The 4,230-nt window shown below is 50.8% G+C and carries 4 protein-coding genes; all 4 read left to right on the top strand.

Features of this window, described 5'->3' with window-relative positions; all coding sequences use genetic code 11:
* The coding region (locus ACLTD4_RS33110) for a carbohydrate ABC transporter substrate-binding protein (RefSeq protein ID WP_412331942.1) at positions 1 to 979 on the top strand (979 nt) is incomplete at its 5' end.
* A gap of 27 nt (positions 980 to 1,006) precedes the next feature.
* Complete coding sequence (locus ACLTD4_RS33105; protein ID WP_055653599.1) at positions 1,007 to 1,876, top strand: carbohydrate ABC transporter permease; 870 nt, start codon at positions 1,007 to 1,009, stop codon at positions 1,874 to 1,876.
* Positions 1,876 to 2,727: a carbohydrate ABC transporter permease gene (locus tag ACLTD4_RS33100; RefSeq protein WP_055653600.1), complete on the top strand. Its 852-nt coding sequence runs from the start codon at positions 1,876 to 1,878 to the stop codon at positions 2,725 to 2,727. Before ACLTD4_RS33105 ends, ACLTD4_RS33100 begins: the two co-directional genes overlap by 1 nt.
* A 27-nt stretch (positions 2,728 to 2,754) precedes the next feature.
* Positions 2,755 to 4,230: alpha-glucosidase (locus ACLTD4_RS33095; protein ID WP_412331941.1), on the top strand; the 1,476-nt coding region annotated here is incomplete at its 3' end.

Below are 4,230 nucleotides of genomic sequence, written 5' to 3'. Positions count from 1 at the left end.
GCTTAAGAATGCACTGCCGGGAACCACGGATATGTTTACAAAGGATGGCAAGGTGCTTGCGGTTCCGCTTTATATGGAAGGATACGGATTTGTTGTGAACCGTCAGATGTTTGAGGACGCGGGCGTCGATTTTGAATCCATGATGACGTATGAGGGCATGAAGGCCGGTTTCGATACGCTGAAGGCGAAGATCGACAGCGGCGAGATGAAGGAGAAGTATCCGAATCTGGAAGCGGTTATGGAATATCCTACCAAGGAGCTCTGGATCGCAGGCGACCACGACGTGAACGTGGCACTGACTCATGACTTTGACACGGCAAAGGCTGCTTACGACTCCGCAGTTCTTCCGGGCACCGGTTTTGCCGACTATAAGACGATGGTCGATTTCCAGGCCAGCTACACCACCAACGCGGACAATACCGCAAACTTAAACTCCGTTGATTACACAGCTTCCCTGGAAGGCGGACTGGCGATTGAGCGTGTGGCATCCATCAAGCAGGGCAACTGGATCGCACCGGCAGTAGAGACGACGGATCCGGAAGTGCTGGCAAAGCTGGATATGCTTCCATACTCGGTTCCGGGATACTCAGACGGCAAGTATTTCGTAGGTGTGTCCGGCTACTGGGCGATCAACAGCAAGGTTACCGACGAGCAGAAAGCCGCGGCAAAGGATTTCATCAACTGGTTATATAAAGACCCGGCAGGACAGAAGATTGTAGTGGAAGATTGTAAATTCGTTCCCCCTTATGACAACTTCGGCGATTTAAAGGCAGGCGATCCTCTTTCTCAGAGAATCATGGATGCCAACGAGGCGGGAGATACCATGAACGGATGGGTATACAGCGGAGCACCGAATACATGGGGACAGCAGGCAGCAGGCGTCGAGGTGCAGAAGTATTTAGCCGGACAGGCGACATGGGATGAAGTGACGGAGAGCAGCATTAAGCAGTGGGCGTCCATGCGCGAGTCTCAGAAATAGGATTCCCGGAAAGAGGAAGGTGGAAAAATGAAAAAGAGCAAAGCAAGATTCTGGATATTTCTGGCTCCTGCATTGATTTCTTTTTCCCTGGTTGTTTTGATTCCGATGCTGATTGGCTTCTTTTACGCCTTTACAGACTGGAACGGAATCGTGGGAAGTGAAATTACATTCGTAGGCTTTCGGAATTTCATTGAAATATTTACGAGAGACAGTTCCTTCATGCACGCGTTTGGCTTTACTGCGCTGTTTTCCATCTGTGCGGTGGTGCTGGTCAATATCGTCGGGTTCGCCCTGGCGCTTCTGGTGACGCAGAAGTTCCGCGGTGCGACGTTACTTCGCGGCATCTTCTTCATGCCGAACCTGATTGGCGGCCTGCTGTTGGGATTTACCTGGCAGTTCATCTTCGTCTCTATCTTCGGAGCCATCTCCAAGGCGACCGGATGGCAGGCACTTAACGGATGGCTTGCCGACCCGGTCACCGGATTTGCGGGACTTCTGATCCTTACTGTATGGCAGTTATCCGGCTATATGATGATTGTGTATATCGCGCAGATTCAGCAGATTCCCGAGTCCGTGAAAGAAGCGGCCCGTATCGACGGCGCTGGTTACAAGGATATGTTAAAGAGCATTATCATGCCGCTTATGATGCCGGCTTTTACGATCGGCCTGTTCTTATCCATCTCCAACTCGTTTAAGATGTTTGATCAGAATCTGGCGCTGACTCAGGGCGGCCCTTATAAATCAACGGAAATGCTGGCGCTGAACATCTATAACTCCGCATTCGGGGCCAATGAGTTCGGATTTGCACAGGCAAAGGCAATTATCTTTATGATCGTGGTGGCAGCCATCGGTGTGACACAGCTGGTGCTCACAAAGCGGAAGGAGGTAGAGATGTAATGGCAGAGACGAAGAATGTAAAACGTGATTCCAAAGGTGCTCAGAGGATTATCATGGGGGCTGCCGGACTTTTTCTCGGCTGTCTGTTCCTGTTCCCGATCTATATTCTGGTTTTGAACTCATTTAAGAATACGAAGGGAATCTTCACCGATGTCATCGGATTCCCGAACGCGGCTACCTTTACACTGGTAAACTACCCAAATGCGTTTGAGGCGCTGGAGTACATCAGATCTTTTGTGAACTCCCTGACGATCACGGTGATTGCAACGGTTCTGATCCTGCTGATCTCGGCTATGGCGGCGTGGGTTTTAGTCCGGTATAAGACAAAGACCAGCAAGATCATCTTCTTCCTGTTTGCGGCCTCCATGCTGATCCCGTTCCAGTGCGTGATGCTTCCGCTGGTGGGATTTGCCAGCCGTATCGGAATCATGAACCCGCAGGGGCTGATCTTTATGTACATGGGCTTCGGCAGCAGCATGTCCATCGTTATGTTCCACAGCTTCATCAAGAACATTCCGGAGGAACTGGAGGAGGCGGCTACCATTGACGGATGCGGTTCCTTCCGGCTGTTTTTCTCCATCGTGATTCCGCTTATGAGAACGATTTTAATCACGGTTGCGGTGCTTAATGTGATGTGGATCTGGAATGATTATCTGCTTCCGTCCCTGATTATCAACAAGCCGGGCTGGCAGACACTTCCGCTAAAGACCTATCTCTTCTTCGGACAGTTTGCAAAGCGCTGGGATTTAGCGTCCGCAGGACTGATTATGTGTATCATACCAATTATCATCTTTTATCTGTGCTGTCAGAAGTATATTGTTAAGGGCATTACAGATGGCGCGATCAAATAAACAGTAACTCATTAAAAGGAGAGAATTATGGCGGCAGAATGGTGGAAAAAGGCAGTAGTCTACCAGATTTATCCCAGAAGCTTTAAGGACAGCAATGGAGACGGAATCGGGGATTTAAACGGCATCACGGAAAAGCTGGATTATCTAAAGGAACTGGGAGTGGATGTGATCTGGGTCAGCCCGATGTATTGTTCTCCCATGGATGATAACGGATATGATATCTCTGATTACTATAAGGTAGACCCGATGTTTGGCACGAATGACGACATGGACCGGCTTCTGGCCGAGGCGGGAAAAAGGGGCATGAAGGTGATCCTGGATCTTGTGGTCAACCACTGTTCCGACGAACACGAGTGGTTTGTAAAGGCGAAGCAGGACCCGGACTGTGAGGAAGCAGGATACTTCTACTTTAGAAAGAAAGAAGACGGCGGAGAGCCGAACAACTGGAGGTCCAATTTCGGCGGCTCCGTGTGGACGCAGCTTCCGGATGGACGGTGGTATTTCCATACATTTTCCAAAAAACAGCCGGATTTGAACTGGGAAAACCCGAAGCTGCGGGAGAAAATCTATGAGATGATCAACTGGTGGCTGGAAAAGGGCGTGGCTGGATTCCGGGTGGATGCAATCACCTTCATCAAGAAAGACTTAACCTTTGCTTCCAGGGAGACGGAGGACGGCCTTCGCTACCCGATTGAAAACCTGACGGACTATCCGGGAATCGGGGATTTCCTGGCGGAAATGAAGGAGAAATGTTTCGACCTGCATGACTGTATGACCGTGGCGGAGGCCCCGGGCGTGGGAGAGGAAACGTTCCGCAGATATGCCGGAGAACATGGATATTTCTCCATGATCTTTGATTTTACCTGGGAGAACATGGAAGGTGAGGCGGACAAATCTTCCGTGGAAGCCGTGGAACGGTGGAAAAAGAGGATTTTAAAGAGTCAGCGGTTTACCAGTGAGATTGGCTGGAACGGGCTGTTTCTGGAAAATCACGACCAGTCCCGCTGTGTTAACAAATATCTGGAAAAGGATCAGATTGGATATGCAGGCGCTTCGGCCCTGGCGGTCATGTATTTCTATCTCTATGGGACCCCGTTTATCTATCAGGGTCAGGAGATCGGCATGACCAACGCGGTGTGGAACTCTATCGAGGAGATGGACGATGTGCGTGCAAAGGGAATGTACCGGGAGGCACTGGAGCAGAAGCAGGATCCACAGAAGGTCCTGGAATACTTCGGAGAACTGGGCCGCGACAACGCGCGGACTCCGATGCAGTGGTGCGATGAAAAGAACGCCGGATTTACGGCTGGAACGCCGTGGCTGAAGGTAAACGAAAACTATCAGGACATCAACGTGAAAGAGCAGGAAGCACGCGGTGATTCCCTTCTGGCCTTTTACAGGAGGCTGACTGCGCTGCGCCATCAGGAACCGTATGCGTCCGTGTTTGCGGAAGGAACGGTCCGGCCGGTGATGGAAGAGCTGCCTGCGGTGATCGCCTATGAG

It is taken from the genome of Hungatella sp. (assembly GCF_046966825.1).
The sequence above is the reverse complement of the archived record's forward strand: the minus strand, read 5'-3'. Positions and strand labels throughout refer to the sequence as shown.